A 16,010-nucleotide genomic window follows, 5' to 3' on the forward strand; every position below is an offset into this window, starting at 1 on the left:
ACCGAGTGCCGGCGGCGATTCACCATCGTAAAATACATTTCCTTTAACGTCACCCGCGTCACCACGCTCACCGGGCACTGCTCCATGAAACTCGCAACTTTGAAGGACGGCACGCGCGACGGCCAGTTGATCGTCGTCTCGCGCGATCTGCGCACGGCCGCCATCGCCGATGGCATCGTCTCGACGCTGCAACGCGCGCTCGACGACTGGACCTTCTACGCGCCGCAGCTCATGGACGTCTACGAAGCGCTGAATGTCGGCCGCGCGCGCAATACGTTCTCGTTCGACCCGAAAGTCTGCATGGCGCCGCTGCCGCGCGCGTTCCAGTGGGCGGACGGCTCCGCGTACGTGAATCACGTCGAGCTGGTGCGCCGCGCGCGCAACGCCGAAATGCCGCCCGAGTTCTGGACCGATCCGCTGATGTATCAGGGCGGCAGCGACGACTTCATCGGCCCGGCGGACGACATCGTGTGCGCGACGGAATCGTATGGCATCGACTTCGAGGCGGAAGTCGCCGTCATCACGTCGGACGTCCACATGGCCGCGATGCCCGACGAAGCGCTGCGCAGCGTGCGCCTGCTCATGCTCGTGAACGACGTGTCGCTGCGCAATCTCATTCCCGCCGAACTCGCCAAGGGTTTCGGCTTCTTTCAGAGCAAGCCCGCGACCGCGTTTTCGCCGGTCGCCGTCACGCCCGACGAACTTGGCGATGCATGGCGCGAAGGCCGCGTGCATCGTCCGATGATCGTGCACTGGAACGGCAAGAAAGTCGGCCAGCCGGATTGCGGCACGGACATGGTGTTCCACTTCGGCCAGTTGATCGCGCACGCGGCGAAGACGCGCAATCTGCGCGCGGGATCGATCGTCGGCTCCGGCACGATCTCGAACAAGGACGCGAGGCGCGGCTACTGCTGCATCGCCGAGAAGCGCTGTCTGGAGACCATCGAGCACGGCGCGCCGCAGACGGAGTTCATGAAGTTCGGCGACAGCGTGAAGATCGAGATGTTCGACGAAGCGGGCAAGTCGATCTTCGGCGCGATCGATCAGGCGGTCGTGCAACCGGAGCATTGAACGGGTTTCGCCCGATGCGGCGTGCGCAAGCCACGCCTTACACTTTGCCGGGCTGCTTTCGTGCAGCGTTAGAACGATCAAAAAAAGGAGACTTCGATGGCGGCAGGCAAGTGGACATTCCTGGCGGGCGCGGCATTCGCACTCGCCGCGACGACGGCGGCATTCGCGCAGACGGCGCAGCACGTGAAGATCGGTCTCGTGTTGTCGCTCACGGGGCCGGCGGCGTCGCTCGGCATTCCCGCGCGCGACACCGTCGCGCTCTTGCCGAAGGAAATGGGCGGCAGGCCCGTCGACTACATCGTGCTCGACGACGCCTCCGACACCACGCAGGCCGTGCAGACCACGAAGAAGCTCATCACCGAAGATCAGGTCGATGCGATCATCGGCTCGTCGATCACGCCGAACTCGCTCGCGATGATCGATGTCGTCGCCCAAGGCCAGACGCCGATGATCTCGCTGGCTTCGTCGGCGAAGATCATCGAACCGGTGGACGACAAGCGCCGCTGGGTCTTCAAGACGCCGCAAACCGACGCGATGATGGCGTCCGCCATCGCCGAACACGCGAGCAATCATGGCGTGAAGACGCTTGCGTACATCGGCCAGGCGGACGCGCTCGGCGAGACCTTCTACGCTGAAGTCGCGAAGTTCGCGCAACTGCACAAGATCGAAGTGGTCGCGAACGAGCGCTTCAATCGCACCGATCCGAGCGTGACCGGGCAGATCCTCAAGATTCTCGCGGCCAAGCCCGATGCGGTCGTCGTCGGCGCGGCCGGCACGCCCGCCGCCTTGCCGCCGAAGACGCTCGCGCAGCGCGGCTACAAGGGCAAGGTCTATCACAATCACGGCGTGGGCAATCGCGACTTCCTGCGCGTGTGCGGCGCGGATTGCAACGGCACGTTCCTGCCCGCGAGCCCGGTGCTCGTCGCCGCGCAGTTGCCCGACGATCATCCGGCCAAACGTCTCGCGCTCGAATACATCAAACTGTATGAGGCGAAGCAGGGCGCGGGCAGCGTCTCGGCGTTCGGCTCGTATGCGTGGGACGCGGGCATGCTGCTCAATCGCGCGGTGCCTATCGCGATGAAAGCGGGCGCGCCCGGCACGCCGGCGTTTCGCGCCGCGCTGCGTGACGCGCTCGAAGGCACGAAGAATTTCTCCGACACCAACGGGCAGGTCAACATGACGCCCAACGATCACATCGGCCTCGATCAGCGCGCGCGCGTGATGGTCGAGATCCGCGACGGCAAGTGGGTCTATCAGCCGCGCTAACCTTTTTATCGACAGCATCATGAGCGACCTCTCCATGTACGCGGGCTACACATCGCTCGAACTGCGCCGCCATCCGCACGGCGTGCTCGAAGTCGTCATGCCCGGCGCGGGCGCGAACAAGAGCGGCCTGTCCACCGCCGACGCCAACATGCATCGCGAGCTCGCGGACATCTGGCGCGACATCGACCGCGATCCCGAGACGCGCGTCGCGCTCATTCGCGGCGAAGGCAAGGGCTTTTCGGCAGGCGGCGATCTCGGACTCGTCGAGGAGATGGCGAACGACTTCGACGTGCGCGCACGCGTCTGGCGCGAAGCCCGCGATCTCGTCTATAACGTGATCAACTGCGGCAAACCGATCGTCTCCGCGATGCACGGCCCGGCGGTCGGCGCGGGTCTGGTCGCGGGCTTGCTGGCCGATATCTCGATCGCGTCGAAGTCGGCGCGCATCATCGACGGGCATACGCGGCTCGGCGTCGCGGCGGGCGATCACGCGGCAATCGTCTGGCCGCTGCTGTGCGGCATGGCCAAGGCCAAGTACTATCTGCTGCTGTGCGAGCCGGTGAGCGGCGAGGAGGCGGAACGCATCGGGCTGGTGTCGCTCGCCGTCGAAGAGAACGAACTGATGCCGAAGGCAATCGAAGTCGCGAACCGTCTGGCGCACGGCTCGCAAACGGCGATTCGCTGGACCAAGTACGCGCTCAATAACTGGCTGCGCCAGGCGGGGCCGACCTTCGATACGTCGCTCGCGCTCGAATTCATGGGCTTCGCGGGCCCGGACGTGCACGAAGGCATGCGCTCGCTGCGCGAACGGCGCGCGCCGGATTTTCCGGGCGGCGCGCCGTTCTGAACGACGCGAATCTCACACGAAAACAAGGAGAGTCGAATGACCGATAACACTGGCGGTACGCCGCCCTACACGATTCCCGGTTTTCCCGGATTCGGCCAGGCCGACATGATGGGCAAGATGTGGGAGCTGATGCGCCTGAATCCGTTCGCCGCCGCCATGCCGGGCGGCGGGCAGGGCATGGGTCCTTCCCTCTCGATGATGTCGGACATGCTCGCTCCGCTCACCAACATCGAAGAACTCGACAAGCGCGTGACGGACATGCGCGCCGTCGAGCACTGGCTGAAGCTCAATCTCAACATGCTGCAGTCGGCGATCCAGGCGCTCGAAGTGCAGCGCGCGACGCTCGCGACGCTGCGCGCGTTCGGCGCGTTCGCGCAGACGTCGGTCGAAAGCGCGCACAGCGCCGCGACGGAGAACGCGAAGGCCGCGACCGCCGGCTGGCCGATGAGCGGCGCGGCAAAACCGGATGCGCCGAAGCAGGAAGCGGCGACCGGTGCGCCTGCGCGCGAGGCATCCGCCGATGCGGAACAAGACGCCACGGCCGAAGGCTCCGCGACGCCGCCTGGCTTCGATCCGACCGGCTGGTGGAACGTGCTGCAATCGCAGTTCAACCAGCTCGCGCATCTCGCGATGCTCCAGCCCGGCATGACTAACCCGCTCAACGCAACGGGCGCGGCAGGCGACCAGCCGGCTACTCCGGGCGCGAGCGGCGCGGAGCAGCCGGCAAACGGCGCCGAAGACAGGCCCGAAGCCGCCGCGGCAAAGAAAGCGCCCGCGCGCAAGACCGCGCCGCGCAAAAAGCCCGTCTGATTCGCGTTTTACGGCGCTTCCTTCCTATCTCTACAAAGCCCGGCGGCGCGCGACGCGCCGCCGGGCTTTGTATTTTTTATCGTCGCTCACGACGTGGCCGCCGCGCTGAAATGCTTCTCAGAACCCACGTATGTTTCGATTTTGTCTATGATGAAACATCGACGGCGCTGAAATTTGTCCAGCTTCGCCGCCGGGCACGTAATCTGCATCGTCCATCCTTGTCGTCATTAAATCGATCTGTCCATGACAAACTCGTCCGAACAAGATTTCGACTCGGAGCCGATTTCCGACAACACCGAGCGTCCGGAATCCGTCCCTTCAAGCGGGGCGGGGGCGGGCGTGACCGGAATCGGCATTGGCGCGATCGCGCAGGAAATTGGTCTGACGAAGGACACATTGCGTGTCTGGGAGCGTCGCTACGGTTTTCCGCAGCCGATGCGATCGTCCGGCGGCGAGCGCCTCTATCCGCAAGAGCAGGTGACCAAGCTGCGGCTCGTCAAGCGCCTGCTGGACGCGGGGCATCGACCGAGCAAGGTGCTCGCGCAACCGGTCGACATCCTGCAGCACCTGGCGGAGAGTTCAGGCGTCGGGCAGGACGCGCCGGATGCCGAGCTCGATCATCTGATTTCGCTGCTGCGAACGAGCGCTTTCGACGAGTTCCGCTTTTTCCTGCTGAAGCGGGCGACGCGCGACGGCCTCGAGCGCTTCGTGCTGGACGTCGCCGCGCCGCTGTCGGCGCGCGTCGGCAATGCGTGGGCGGCGGGCACGTTGCAGGTCTATCACGAGCATCTCTTCAGCGAGGCGATCCAGTCGACGCTGCGCGCGCTGATCCGTCCGCTCGCCGACGCCGTGCGCGCGCGCAGCGGCCGTCCGCGCGTGCTGCTCACGACGCTTTCCGGCGAAGGTCACGGACTCGGCATCCTGATGGCCGAGGCGATGTTCACGCTCGCCGAGTGCGACTGCATTCAGCTGGGCTTGCAGACGCCGCTGCACGATATCGTCGATGCGGTGGCGGCGCATCATATCGATATCGTCGCGCTGTCGTTCACCGCCGTGCTGCCGGCGCAGTCCATCGCGAACGGTTTGGGGGATTTGCGCAACCTGTTGCCGCCGCACGTGCGCATCTGGGTCGGCGGAAGCAGCCCGGCGCTGCGGCGCAAGCTCAACGACGGCGTGCATAACATTGCAGGACTGAATCCGATCGATGACACCGTCGCGGAATGGCGTCAATCCGCCATGCTATGATCAAAGACGCTCGAAATGTCGAGCAACGGCGCGGAAGTTCGCATGAGGCGGGCATCGCATCATTGTCATGCGCGCACGTCATACTGCGCCGCCGGCGCGGTTCCCGGCGGCACGTTCGGCGCCACTTGACCATACCTCAGGCACAGGTTTCGCTCCTCACCCACGGTAGAACAAGACGCACAACTGCAACACTTGCACGGGAAGTGCAGTGTTTTCGCGGGACGCGACGGCTTGCCGCAGCGCCAAATGTCGCGCTTCGTTGTCGCTTTTCGTCTTCGGCCGACCGAATCCCGCGTAAAATTGAAAGCTTGGCTGCTCGCGTGCAAGTTATTCATGCGCGCCCTAGCCGAAAGTCAATACAGATATAACGTCGCATAAGTGGCATCAGGGGTGGACTATGAACACCATGCTTTATCCGGAACTTTATAAATCGCTGGAATCCGTCCGCTGGGATATGGAGAAAGACATTCCCTGGGACAAATTCGATGCGTCCCTGCTCACCGACGAGCAGGCCAGAACCATCAAGATGAACGCGATCACCGAATGGTCCGCTCTTCCCGCAACCGAAATGTTCCTGCGTGACAACCATCACGACAGCGACTTCTCCGCTTTCATGAGCGTGTGGTTCTTCGAGGAGCAGAAGCATTCCCTCGTGCTGATGGAGTATCTGCGGCGCTTCAAGCCCGACATGGTCCCGACCGAAGAGGAACTGCACGCGGTGCGTTTTGAGTTCGATCCGGCGCCGCCGCTCGAAACGCTGATGCTGCATTTCTGCGGCGAAATCCGCCTCAATCACTGGTATCGCCGTGCAGCCGAGTGGCACACGGAGCCGGTCATCAAGCACATCTACGAAACCATTTCGCGCGACGAAGCCCGTCACGGCGGCGCGTATCTGCGTTACATGAAGAAGGCGCTCGCGACCGCGGGCGACACCGCTCGGGCGGCGTTCGCGAAGATCGGTGTGTTGATGGCGTCCGCGCGCCGTACCGAAAAGCCGCTGCATCCGACCAATCTGCACGTGAATCAGGCGCTCTTCCCGCGCGATACCGTGCAGTCGCGTCTGCCCGATCCCGAGTGGCTCGAGCGCTGGCTGGACGACCAGATCCGCTTCGATGACAGCTGGGAGAAGAAGGTCGTCGAGCGCATCCTGCACAATCTGTCGATTCTGTTCGAGCGTTCGTTCGCGACCGCGCAGGAATTGAACCGCTATCGCAAGGAAGTGACGCTGCGTCTGCAGGCATCGCCGGGCGGCGGGGCAGAGCAACCGGCCTGAGCGTTCAGGCTCTGACAACGAAACGGCCCGCCGGGTAGAACCGGCGGGCCGTTTTGCATTGTTCCCCGTGCGAAGCGCCGTGGCACAATGCGCGCTTTAAGCACTTTGCAACGAGCGCCGCCATGCCCGCCATTTTCGAACGCAAGATCATCACGCGCGAGGCGCTCGCCACGCGCCGTCCGACGCTCGTCGGTCCCGTCGTTTTCACCAACGGCGTCTTCGATATTCTTCATCGCGGCCACGTGACTTATCTCGCCGATGCGAAGGCGCTCGGTGCGACGCTCATTGTCGGCGTGAACAGCGATGCGTCCGTGCGCACGCTCGGCAAGGGCGACGACCGGCCGATCAATCGCGAAGACGATCGCATGGCGTTGCTCGCGGCGCTGGAAAGCGTCGACTGGGTCGTGAAATTCGAAGAATCGACGCCGCTGCAACTGATCGAGGCCGTGCGCCCCGATGTGCTCGTGAAGGGCGGCGACTACGACATGGACAAGCTGGCGGAATCGGCGCTCGTGCGCGGCTGGGGCGGCAAGGCGCTCGCCATTGCATTCGAGCACGACCGGTCGACGACCGCGCTGCTCAAAAAGGTGCGCGCGCAGAGCTGATTCGCCCTCGCGCGATTTACTGCCCGAGCGGCGCGGTCTGCACGTTGGCGGCGGGCGCTGGTCCACCGACGCGTGGCTGGTCGAACGCTTCCTCGGGACTCAGCGGGCGCGTCGCGAGCGCCTCGGGATGAACCTGCTGCAAAAGATGATGCGGCTCGCGCGCGCCGGCCGCGGGCAGCGGTCCGAACATGCCGTGCATGACCGCGAACATCAGCAGGTTGGCGAGTATCAGTAGGGCGATTAGCCAGCGCAGCATTCTTGGGCTCCGTCCGTCAATCAAAGCAGAAAAGTCAGGATGAATGGCGCGCCGTCGCGTCACGCGCAATGAGCGCGAGGCCGGACAGCACGAGCGAATCGTGGCGGGTGTGCGGCACGTTGAGCGCGCCCGCGATTTCATTGGCCGCGCCGCCGCCCAGCACGAGCCGGACTTCGGCGTGCCAGTCGGCTTTCAGGTCGTGCCACGCGCGCTCGATCAGGCTCGCCTGCGCGAGCAGGCATCCGGCCGAGAGTGCGGCGGCGGTGTCGGTGGCGAAGAGACTGCGCGTCTGATTCAGCGCCTCGCGTGCCGATGCGGCGTCGAGCGTCGGCAACTGCGCCGTGTGGCTGCCGAGCGATTCCATCATCAGCGACCAGCCGGGCGCGATCAGGCCGCCCGTGAACACGCCGTCGGCGCGCAACGCTTCGAGCGTCGTCGCGGTGCCGAAGGTCGCGACCAGCAGATGCTCGCCCGGATAGGCCGCGCGGGCGGCGATCATACCCGCCCAGCGGTCGCTGCCGAGGCGCGTTGGGTCGGCGTAGGTGTTGATCACGCCGCACTGTTCGGCGCGCGCACGCACGACGGTGCGCGGCAGCGTGGGCCAGCGTGCGTCGAGCAGGCGCTGAATGCGGTTTTGCACCTGCATGCCCGCGACGTTCGAAATCCAGGCGCTCGCTGGGGTGGTCAATTCGGACCAGTCGACGAGCGCGGCGTCGTCGGCGACGGTCGAGTGATGCGCGTGCTCGAAGGCGCCGTTCGCGATCGACGCGCCGGTTTCATCGACGAGCGACCATTTGATGCGGCTGTTGCCCGCATCGATCAGCAGATACGGCGCCTCGTTGCCGGATTCGTTCACGGACGTTCCTTCGCGAGACGCAGCGTGAGTTCGCCGGTCGTGACGGTGCGCGGGCCTTCGGGCGCGTCGATCAGCAACTGGCCGCCTTCGTCGACGCCCGATGCGATGCCGCGCGTCACTTCCATGCCCTGATCGAGCAGGAAGACTTCGCGTCCGGCCCACGCATGCGCGTCGAGCCAGCGCTGGCGGAACGGCCGGAAGCCGTCCTTTTCGAAGCGCGGCAGCGCGGCGTCGAGCGCGTTGAGGAGCGCGGCGAGCGTGTCGGTGAGATTCGCGTCGGGCCATGCGCGAGCGAGCGCTGCCGGCGCGGCGCCGGGCGCGGGCTGGGCGGCGTGGCGGTTCGCGTCGTCGACTTGCGCGGCGAGTTGCTCCGCGCCGTGCAGGTTCATGCCGATGCCGATCACGACCGCCGTGGCATCCGGCGTGTTCCATGCCGTTTCGATGAGAATCCCCGCGAGCTTGCCGTCGTCGAGCAGGACGTCGTTCGGCCATTTCAGCGCGGGACGCGCGGACGGCGAGAGCGGCAGACGCGCGAGCGCATCGAGCACGGCCGTGCCGATGGCGAGACTCAGTCCCGATAGCCCTTCGATAGGCCGCTGCAGCACGCAGCCGACCGACATCAGCAGCGCATTGCCCGGTTCCGCGAGCCACGCGCGGCCGCGCCGTCCGCGCCCGGCGCTTTGCGAGTACGCGACGCGCACGACCGGCGCGGGCGTGCCGTCGCGTCGCGAGGCGCGCAATTGCGCCATCAGGTCGGCGTTGGTGGAGCCCGTTTCGTCGACGATGTCGATCGTCCAGTCGCGAGCGGGCCGCTCGGCAAGCGTCGCGAGCCGGGTGCGGTCGATGCGCCAGGGCGCGTCGGGGGCGAAGGGGGATGAGTTCATGGCGGGTATTGTAGCCGTGGGATGGGCGTTTCTCCGCGTCACGAAAACGTTGCGATGCCGCCCGCCGACGCTAGCTGTGAACGTCGACGCCTTTCCGGCTTTGAACAGCCTCGAGCCAGCATTCCGGCGCGGGCGAAGAACCGCTTCTAAGGCTTCATATTTCGGACCGAGGGCGTCGCAGCCGGCCTCGAGCGCCGAACCCGCGAGCATCTCCGTCGTTTGCGGAACGGGATCGTAGCGATCCTGCAGTTGTTCTGGGACCGAACGTCTGGACATTGAACGCCGCCTTCGACTCCTGCGTCTCGCTGCGATCAATGCCTCCATTTGAAGGAACACCTGTGCGTGCGAAATCGACGGCCTCGGATCACGTAGAGAGGCCTCGATTTCATCGCGAAACGCTTTGTCGTAGCGCTCGGCTTCTTCCAGTGTCTCGAAGTCCGGAGGGAGCGATTCGGATCTTGCGGTCATTTCCGTCACACCAGTGCGGTTCGATCCAATATATCCCGACGACTCAAGTGCACCGCAACACGGAAATTCCGATCCTTGGCGCGTCCTAGGCAAAAACCACCCGCACCACCATCCCCGCCCTCCCGACACACTTCGCTACAATGTCCTCTCCCCTTTAACCGCGTCCCATCGCCATCGATCCTTGGACTTCGACACGCCGCCGCGCCTGAGAGTGGAAGCTGGTCAGCAGGGTAAGGTCGTCCGGCTTTCGGGCCAGTGGACCGCGCTCGCGCTCGCCCGCGACCGCGCGAAAAGCGGCGTCACGCGGCGGCTGCGGGCCATCGGGCGCGAGGCGATCAGCCAGTGGGATCTGCTTTCGGTCGAGCGGCTCGATCACGTCGGCGGCCAGGCGCTCTGGCGCGTGTGGGGCCGCAAGATGCCCGCGACCATCGCGCTGTCCGACACGCAGCGCGAAATCTTCGAGCGCGTCGCGCTGCTCGACGCCGAGCGCGAGGAACCCGAGGCCGTCGATCGCGTCGATCCGGTCACGCGCCTCGGCCAGCTCATCTTCGATTTCTTCGATCACCTCTACGGCGGCCTCGCGATGTTCGGCGGCTTCGTGCTCGATCTCGTCGGGCTCGTCCGGCGTCCGCAGCGCATCCCGTGGACGGAAATTTCCGCGAATATCTACAGCGCCGGCGCGCAGGCGCTCGCGATCACCGCGCTCGTCGCGTTTCTGATCGGCATCGTGCTGAGTTATCTGTCCGCGCAGCAGTTGCAGGCGTTCGGCGCGAATCAGTACATCGTGAATATTCTCGGGCTCTCGGTGATTCGCGAGCTCGGGCCGGTGCTGTCCGCGATTCTCGTCGCCGGCCGTTCGGGTTCCGCGATCACCGCGCAGATCGGCGTGATGCGCGTCACCGAAGAACTCGACGCGATGCAGGTCATGGGCATTCCGCACGGCCTGCGCCTCGTGCTGCCGCGCGTGATCGCGCTCGGCATCGCGATGCCGCTGCTCGTCATGTGGACCAACATCATCGCGTTGACGGGCGGCGCGCTTGCCGCGAAGCTCGTGCTGTCCATCGACATGAACTTCTTCGTGCGCTCGCTGCCGTCCGTCGTGCCGATCGCGAATCTGTGGATCGGGCTCGGCAAGGGCGTCGTGTTCGGCATGCTGATTGCGCTCGCGGCGTGTCACTTCGGCTTTCGCATCAAGGCGAATTCGCAAAGTCTCGGCGAAGGCACGACGACTTCGGTGGTGACGTCGATCACCATCGTGATTCTCGCGGACGCCGTGTTCGCGATCCTCTTTCAGAACGTCGGACTCTGACCGCCATGTCGACCACGCTCGCCACCGCCGTTCGCCATCAGCCGCCGCCCGTCATCGCGGAGCCGGTGATCGAAGTGCGCGATCTCACCAAGCGCTACGGCCGCACCGTGATTCACGAGCATCTGAATCTGGATGTGCGGCGCGGCGAGATCGTCGCGCTGCTGGGCGGCTCGGGCTCGGGCAAGACCACGCTCGTGCGGCAGATGCTCGGGCTGGAATTGCCGACCTCGGGCATCATCCGCGTGCTCGGCGAGGAATGGGCGCAGATGGACGAGGAAACCGCGAAGATGCTGCGCACGCGCTCCGGCATGATGTTTCAGCAAGGCGCGCTGTTTTCGTCGCTGACCGTGTACGACAACATCGCGCAGCCGTTTCGCGAACTCGGCAAGATTCCCGAGGACCTCATCCGCGAGTTCGTGATGCTGAAGCTCGAGATGGTCGGCCTGTCGTGCAAGCACGCGAGCAAGATGCCGTCCGCGTTGTCGGGCGGGATGGTGAAGCGCGTGGGCATCGCGCGGGCGATCGCGCTCGAACCCGAACTGCTCTTTCTCGACGAACCCACGGCCGGCCTCGATCCGAAGGCGTCGGACGAGTTCGTCGATCTGATCGCCACGCTGCATCGCGCGCTGGGGCTGACGGTCGTGCTGGTCACGCACGATCTCGATACGATGGTCGCGCTGTCCACGCGCGTCGCCGTGCTGGCGGATCATCGCGTGCTCGTCGCGGCGCCGGTGGAAGAAGCGTGCGCGGTGGATCATCCGTTCATCCGCGAGTATTTTCTGGGGCGGCGCGGACGACGCGCGCTGCAGGCCCTGCCGCCCGAGCGCCGCGCGAAGCTGCCGCCGGCCGCGCTCGAAGATGCGCCGATCGCCGTGAACAAGTGAGCGCGAAAGCGTGCGCTAGAGGAACCTGCCGATGGAAAACAAATCACACGCGTTCTGGACCGGGCTCTTCACGATCGTGCTCGTGCTGGCCATTGCGTTCGCCGTGTTCTTCTTCAACGTGGATCGCACCGTGCGCGTGCCGTACGACCTCATCGCGCGCACCAACGTGACCGGCCTCTTCACGGACGCGGCCGTGCGCTATCGCGGCCTGGGCATCGGCAAGGTGCAGTCGATCAGCTTCGACAAGTCGCATCCGGGGCAGATCCGCATCCGCATTCTCGTCGACAAGAACGCGCCGATGACGCATTCCACCTACGCGACGCTCGGCTTTCAGGGCGTGACGGGCATCGCGTTCGTGCAGCTCGACGACACCGGCAACGACACGGCAGCGCTCGCTTCGTCGCCTCAGCACGTCGCCGAAGTGCCGATGCGTCCCGGCCTCTTCGAGCAATTGCAGCAGCGCGGCGACATCATCCTGAAGAAGTTCGAGCGACTGTCCGACGACGCCGACAAATTCCTCTCCGACGACGTGCGCAACCAGCTCATGGCGACGACGAAGAGCCTGCAAGGCGCCGCCGACGGCATCGCGACGCTCGCAAGCCAGGTTCAGCCCGCGACGGCGCAACTGCCGCAGACGTTGAAGCAGCTCAACGCCACGCTCGCTTCGACCGGCCAGCTCGTGCAGAACCTGAATCGTCCGGACGGTCCGCTCGTCACCAATCTGAACAAGGCGGGGAAGGCCGCGGAAGAGGCGGGCGCGGCGCTCGCCGACATGAACGAATCGCTGCGCTTCGTGACGGCGCGCGTCGGCTTCGAGGCGTTGCCGCGCTTCTATTCGTTCAGCGACGACGTGAGCGCGGCGGCGCGTTCCGTCGATCGCGCCGCCGATACGTTCAGCACCAATCCGCGCAGCGTGCTCTTCGGCGCGCCGCAGAAGGAGCCGGGACCGGGCGAGCCGGGCTTCACGTGGCCGGCGAAAGCGGCGCATTGAGAGAAAACGACATGCCAGACATCGACATGAAAGGAGCATTCGCGGTGTTCGCGCTCGCCTGCGTCACGACGCTTGCGGGCTGCGGATCTACGTCCACCGCGATGCCGGACGCGCATTACGACCTCGGCGCGCCGCTCGCCGCCGACGCAACCGCCGGCAGCGCGCCGATGCCGCCGGTGAAGGTGCTGGCCGTCGCCGCGCCGCGCAGTCTGGAAACGGACTCGTTCGCGTATCGGCTGAGCTACGTCGACGCGCAGCGCACCGGCAACTATTCGAACAGCCACTGGACGATGCCGCCCGCGCAACTCCTGACGCAACGCCTGCGCGAGGCGCTGGCGGCGCGCGGCCCGATTCTTTCGGGCGCCGATCCGGTGCGCGCCGTGCCGCTGCTCGAAGTCGAGCTGATCAGCTTCGAACAGGTCTTCGATGCGCCCGAGCAAAGCCACGGCCTGGTTTCCGTGCGCGCGACGCTCACGCAGCAAGGCCGCGTGGTCGGCCAGCGCAGCTTCGCCGCGAGCGCGAGCGCACCGAGCGCCGATGCACCCGGCGGCGCGCGGGCGCTCGCGGCGGCATCGGACGACGTGATCGCGCAGCTTTCCGCGTGGCTCGCCGCTCAACCGCTTTCCGCTTCGCGATGACGTTCGGTTGCATCGCACTGCGCGCCGCACCGGAGCGTCCGGGCGGCCCATGACGATCAAGCAATGGCAACGCCGTCCGTCGGCGTTTTCGCGTCAGGCGCTCGCGGCGTATGCGGCGCTCGTCGTCTACGGTTCGCTGTATCCGTTTTCCGGCTGGTGCTCGCTCGGGCTGAGTCCGTTCGCGTATCTCGCCGATCCGCTGCCGCAGTATCTGACCGTCTTCGATGTCGTCACCAACGTGCTCGGCTACATGCCGCTCGGCGCGCTGATCGTGCTCGCGCTCTATCCGCGCTATCGCGGCACGGTCGCGGTGATCGCGGCGCTGCTGGGCGGCGCGCTGCTCTCCGGCACGATGGAAGCGATCCAGACCTATCTGCCGACGCGCGTCGCGTCGAATCTCGATCTTGCCGCCAATGCGTTCGGCGCGCTCGTCGGCGGCGTTCTGACCGCGCCCGCGACGAGCGCGCTGCTCGATCGCGGTCTCTTGCGGCGCATCCGCTTCACGTGGTTCGAGCGCGACGCGGCCTATGTCCTCGGGCTGACCGCGCTCTGGCCATTCGCGGCGATGTTCCCCGCGCCGTATCTCTTCGGCGGCGGCGATCTGCCGCGCGTGCTGTGGGACGAGCTCGATCCGGCGATGCAGGACGCGATCCTCGCGTGGACGCCCGCCGCGTGGGATGTCGAAACGTGGCCGGACCGGCTGGGCGCGCTGTTGCCCGACGACACCTGGGAAGCGCTCATCACGTCGACGAGCCTGTTCGCGGCGCTCGTGCTCGCGACGCTGCTGACGAGGCAGCGCGCGCCACGCATCCGGTTGATGCTCGGCCTGATCGCGATGACGATCTTCGCGAAAGCAGGCGCAAGCTTTCTGCAATCGCGCGCGGGGCTGACGTTCGACTGGGCGACGGACGGTGCGCTCGAAGGCATCGCCATCGCGACGATCGCGGGCGTGCTGTCGGTGGCTTTGCCGCGCGGGCTGCGGGCGGCGCTCGCGGGCGCGGCGCTCGTCGTCTCGCTCGCGCTCATCAATCTGCTGCCGGTGAATCCGTATTTCGATATCGTGCTCGCCGACTGGCGCCAGGGTCGCTATCTGCATTTCAACGGGCTTGCACACTGGCTCGCGTGGGTGTGGCCGTATGCGGCGCTCGGCTGGCTCGCGTCGGCGGCGGAGCGCGCGTGGCTCGCGCGGCGGCGCGCACGCAAGCCCGGCGGGCCGGCCTGACGAGGCGGGCACGAACATCGCTGGCTATAATCGACCGACACTCTCATCGCACCCGCTCATGGATTCCTTCTACAAGTACCACGTGTTCTTCTGCCTGAATCAGCGCGAGGCCGATTCACCGCGTCCGAGCTGCGCGAATTGCAATGCGCAGGCCATGCAGGAGCACGCGAAAAAGCGCGTGAAAAAACTGGGCCTCGCGGGCGAAGGCCAGGTGCGCATCAACAAGGCCGGCTGCCTCGATCGCTGCGAGCTGGGGCCGGTTCTGGTCGTGTATCCGGAAGGCACGTGGTACACGTATGTCGATGAAGCCGATATCGACGAAATCGTGGATTCGCATCTGGCCAACGGCAAAATCGTCGAACGTCTACTGATCGATCAACCCGCATGAACGCGCAAACCGAAAAATTCCTGATCGACGGACCGGCCGGCAAGATCGAATGTGCGCTCGATCAAACCGAATCCGCGCCGCGCGGCATCGCGCTCGTCGCGCATCCGCATCCGCTCTTCGGCGGCACGATGGACAACAAGGTCGCGCAGACGCTCGCGCGCACTTTCGTGCAGCTCGGCTACACGACGTATCGCTCGAACTTTCGCGGCGTCGGGCAGACGGGCGGCGAGCATGACAACGGCATCGGCGAGCAGGACGACTTGCTCGCGCTGATCGACCACATGCGCGCGCAACCCGGCCAGGCCGACGTGCCGATCGTGCTCGCGGGCTTTTCGTTCGGCACCTTCGTGCTGTCGCACGTCGCGAAACGTATGCTCGAAGCGGGCAAGCAGATCGAGCGCATGGTGTTCGTCGGCACGGCGGCGAGCCGCTGGGAAGTCGCGCCCGTGCCCGACACGACGCTCGTGATCCACGGCGAAGTCGACGACACCGTGCCCATCCAGTCCGTCTACGACTGGGCGCGCCCGCAGGAACTGCCGGTCGTCGTGATTCCGGGCGGCGAGCACTTCTTTCACCGCAAGCTGCATATCCTCAAGCGCGTGATCGTCGATGCATGGCGTTGAGCATTCGAAAGGCTCGACGCGCGCATTGCTCATCGATCGGCAAAACCGGCTAAGCCCAGCCTGAAAAACGTTAAAACGAGCGGCAACTGCCCATATTCGAAGGAAAACGGAAGCAGCCCGCGCGTATAATGGCGCAGAATTTTTTCATGGGTTCCGGCCGCGTGATCTCGCTTTTCACGTATCGCGGCCGTCGAAATCCCCGCTTCTGAGAACCGTTTTCGCGTCCGTTTGTCGAACGAGCGCTTTTTCGCCGCGGCGCCGCGTGTGCCGCAGTCCTGGCGAAACGCCCGACCGACAGCGACGGTCAGCCTGTTCAACCCGTGCTTCGCCGATCATCCGATCCTCGATCGTCATCGTCGCAGCGTGCTTTTTCC

The 16,010-nt window shown here is 65.5% G+C and carries 18 protein-coding genes and 1 pseudogene; 14 read left to right on the top strand and 5 right to left on the bottom strand.

Annotated elements, in window-relative coordinates; translation table 11 throughout:
- Positions 1–84: 84 nt before the first annotated feature.
- From AWB76_RS03985 to rfaE2, 7 genes are all read left to right on the top strand, one after another.
- Positions 85–1,071: a fumarylacetoacetate hydrolase family protein gene (locus tag AWB76_RS03985; protein WP_061158809.1), complete on the top strand. Its 987-nt coding sequence runs from the start codon at positions 85–87 to the stop codon at positions 1,069–1,071.
- A 96-nt stretch (positions 1,072–1,167) separates the two neighbouring features.
- The gene (locus AWB76_RS03990) at positions 1,168–2,337 is read left to right on the top strand and encodes an ABC transporter substrate-binding protein (protein ID WP_061158810.1); all 1,170 of its coding nucleotides are present in this window, start codon (positions 1,168–1,170) and stop codon (positions 2,335–2,337) included.
- A 19-nt stretch (positions 2,338–2,356) separates the two neighbouring features.
- Positions 2,357–3,184, top strand: coding sequence for an enoyl-CoA hydratase/isomerase family protein (locus AWB76_RS03995; RefSeq protein ID WP_061158811.1), 828 nt, complete (start codon positions 2,357–2,359; stop codon positions 3,182–3,184).
- Between the two features lie 36 nt (positions 3,185–3,220).
- Positions 3,221–3,994: a PhaM family polyhydroxyalkanoate granule multifunctional regulatory protein gene (locus AWB76_RS04000; RefSeq protein ID WP_061158812.1), complete on the top strand. Its 774-nt coding sequence runs from the start codon at positions 3,221–3,223 to the stop codon at positions 3,992–3,994.
- A 243-nt stretch (positions 3,995–4,237) separates the two neighbouring features.
- Positions 4,238–5,239: a MerR family transcriptional regulator gene (locus AWB76_RS04005; RefSeq protein ID WP_061158813.1), complete on the top strand. Its 1,002-nt coding sequence runs from the start codon at positions 4,238–4,240 to the stop codon at positions 5,237–5,239.
- A 397-nt stretch (positions 5,240–5,636) separates the two neighbouring features.
- Positions 5,637–6,512: a ferritin family protein gene (locus AWB76_RS04010; protein WP_061158814.1), complete on the top strand. Its 876-nt coding sequence runs from the start codon at positions 5,637–5,639 to the stop codon at positions 6,510–6,512.
- 122 nt (positions 6,513–6,634) lie between these two features.
- Positions 6,635–7,117: a D-glycero-beta-D-manno-heptose 1-phosphate adenylyltransferase gene (rfaE2, locus tag AWB76_RS04015; protein ID WP_061158815.1), complete on the top strand. Its 483-nt coding sequence runs from the start codon at positions 6,635–6,637 to the stop codon at positions 7,115–7,117.
- Positions 7,118–7,133: 16 nt separating this feature from the next.
- Here the strand turns inward: rfaE2 and AWB76_RS04020 are convergent, their stop codons facing one another.
- From AWB76_RS04020 to relB, 4 genes and pseudogenes are all read right to left on the bottom strand, one after another.
- The gene (locus AWB76_RS04020) at positions 7,134–7,373 is read right to left on the bottom strand and encodes a hypothetical protein (RefSeq protein ID WP_061158816.1); all 240 of its coding nucleotides are present in this window, start codon (positions 7,371–7,373) and stop codon (positions 7,134–7,136) included.
- Positions 7,374–7,407: 34 nt separating this feature from the next.
- A complete protein-coding gene (locus AWB76_RS04025; RefSeq protein WP_061158817.1) occupies positions 7,408–8,229 on the bottom strand; it encodes a type III pantothenate kinase in 822 nt (273 codons plus the stop codon).
- On the bottom strand, positions 8,226–9,113 hold the full coding sequence (locus tag AWB76_RS04030; protein ID WP_061158818.1) for a biotin--[acetyl-CoA-carboxylase] ligase: 888 nt from the start codon (positions 9,111–9,113) through the stop codon (positions 8,226–8,228). Before AWB76_RS04030 ends, AWB76_RS04025 begins: the two co-directional genes overlap by 4 nt.
- A 333-nt stretch (positions 9,114–9,446) precedes the next feature.
- A pseudogene (relB, locus tag AWB76_RS43250) lies at positions 9,447–9,581 on the bottom strand (type II toxin-antitoxin system RelB family antitoxin); the annotation flags it as partial.
- Positions 9,582–9,762: 181 nt separating this feature from the next.
- Between relB and AWB76_RS04035 the strand changes: the two are divergent.
- From AWB76_RS04035 to AWB76_RS04065, 7 genes are read left to right on the top strand one after another with little or no spacing between them, the layout of a single operon-like run.
- On the top strand, positions 9,763–10,890 hold the full coding sequence (locus tag AWB76_RS04035; protein ID WP_061158819.1) for an MlaE family ABC transporter permease: 1,128 nt from the start codon (positions 9,763–9,765) through the stop codon (positions 10,888–10,890).
- A 5-nt stretch (positions 10,891–10,895) separates the two neighbouring features.
- On the top strand, positions 10,896–11,774 hold the full coding sequence (locus AWB76_RS04040; RefSeq protein WP_061158820.1) for an ABC transporter ATP-binding protein: 879 nt from the start codon (positions 10,896–10,898) through the stop codon (positions 11,772–11,774).
- Between the two features lie 31 nt (positions 11,775–11,805).
- Positions 11,806–12,765: an MlaD family protein gene (locus AWB76_RS04045; RefSeq protein WP_061158821.1), complete on the top strand. Its 960-nt coding sequence runs from the start codon at positions 11,806–11,808 to the stop codon at positions 12,763–12,765.
- An 11-nt stretch (positions 12,766–12,776) separates the two neighbouring features.
- Positions 12,777–13,403 carry an ABC-type transport auxiliary lipoprotein family protein gene (locus AWB76_RS04050; protein WP_061159013.1) on the top strand — a complete coding sequence of 209 codons (627 nt, stop codon included), beginning with the start codon at positions 12,777–12,779 and terminating at the stop codon, positions 13,401–13,403.
- Positions 13,404–13,452: 49 nt separating this feature from the next.
- On the top strand, positions 13,453–14,625 hold the full coding sequence (locus tag AWB76_RS04055) for a VanZ family protein (protein WP_061158822.1): 1,173 nt from the start codon (positions 13,453–13,455) through the stop codon (positions 14,623–14,625).
- Between the two features lie 58 nt (positions 14,626–14,683).
- Entirely contained in the window at positions 14,684–15,013 is a 330-nt protein-coding gene (locus AWB76_RS04060; protein ID WP_061158823.1) for a (2Fe-2S) ferredoxin domain-containing protein, read from the top strand.
- On the top strand, positions 15,010–15,636 hold the full coding sequence (locus tag AWB76_RS04065) for an alpha/beta hydrolase (RefSeq protein WP_061158824.1): 627 nt from the start codon (positions 15,010–15,012) through the stop codon (positions 15,634–15,636). The genes AWB76_RS04060 and AWB76_RS04065 overlap by 4 nt, the downstream gene beginning before the upstream one ends.
- A gap of 29 nt (positions 15,637–15,665) precedes the next feature.
- Here AWB76_RS04065 and AWB76_RS40630 read toward each other — a convergent pair whose 3' ends face one another.
- Positions 15,666–15,953, bottom strand: a complete 288-nt coding sequence (locus AWB76_RS40630; protein WP_157696039.1) for a hypothetical protein — start codon at positions 15,951–15,953, stop codon at positions 15,666–15,668.
- Between the last annotated feature and the right edge of the window lie 57 nt (positions 15,954–16,010).

Origin of the sequence: Caballeronia temeraria, assembly GCF_001544795.2 — a bacterium.
Lineage (GTDB): Bacteria > Pseudomonadota > Gammaproteobacteria > Burkholderiales > Burkholderiaceae > Caballeronia > Caballeronia temeraria.